1 pseudogene is annotated in these 549 nt (G+C 68.1%); it reads left to right on the top strand.

Features of this window, described 5'->3' with window-relative positions:
• A pseudogene (locus MKL09_RS07090) lies at positions 1-468 on the top strand (hypothetical protein); the annotation flags it as partial.
• Between the last annotated feature and the right edge of the window lie 81 nt (positions 469-549).

Raw genomic sequence — 549 nt, 5'->3', positions numbered from 1 at the left:
CGGGCGCGGTGGTCAGCGCACACGCCCTGGAACGGTGATTTCGGCGATGCACAATTCATCGACCCGATCGACATCTTCGCCGATCCTGAGAAGAACGCGCCGTTCATCGTCAAAGACGGGATCCTGAAGATCCGGGCACGGCACCCGGACGGCAACCTCGTGCCGGTGCTCGCCGCCACGATCCCCTCCGAGGAAAACGGGACGCTCGCCGCCGACGGCCGCTCTGGGGTCTGGAAGATCAAGCCGGGCGTGACCGGGCACGACGGCAGGCCGCTGACCGCCGACGAACGCGGAGATGTGCTGGCCGCGCGCGTGGGACAATTCCTGGAGCCGGCGGACGGAGACGCCCATCGCTGCGGCGAGTTGTGGCGGGTCGAGGGTCGGGTCGCGGAGATGAGCCTCGACATGCGCCTTGGCGCGCTGGACCGCGACGGTGCCATGCAGCGGTCGCGAAACCTCTTTGGCTAAGCGATCGGCGATGCTGGCCACGATCAGGTCGACGCCGACCGACGCCATACGGGCGGCGGAATCGGGATCGAGCCGATCACG

It is taken from the genome of Methylobacterium sp. J-048 (genome assembly GCF_022829515.1).
GTDB lineage: Bacteria > Pseudomonadota > Alphaproteobacteria > Rhizobiales > Beijerinckiaceae > Methylobacterium.
The sequence above is the reverse complement of the archived record's forward strand: the minus strand, read 5'-3'. Positions and strand labels throughout refer to the sequence as shown.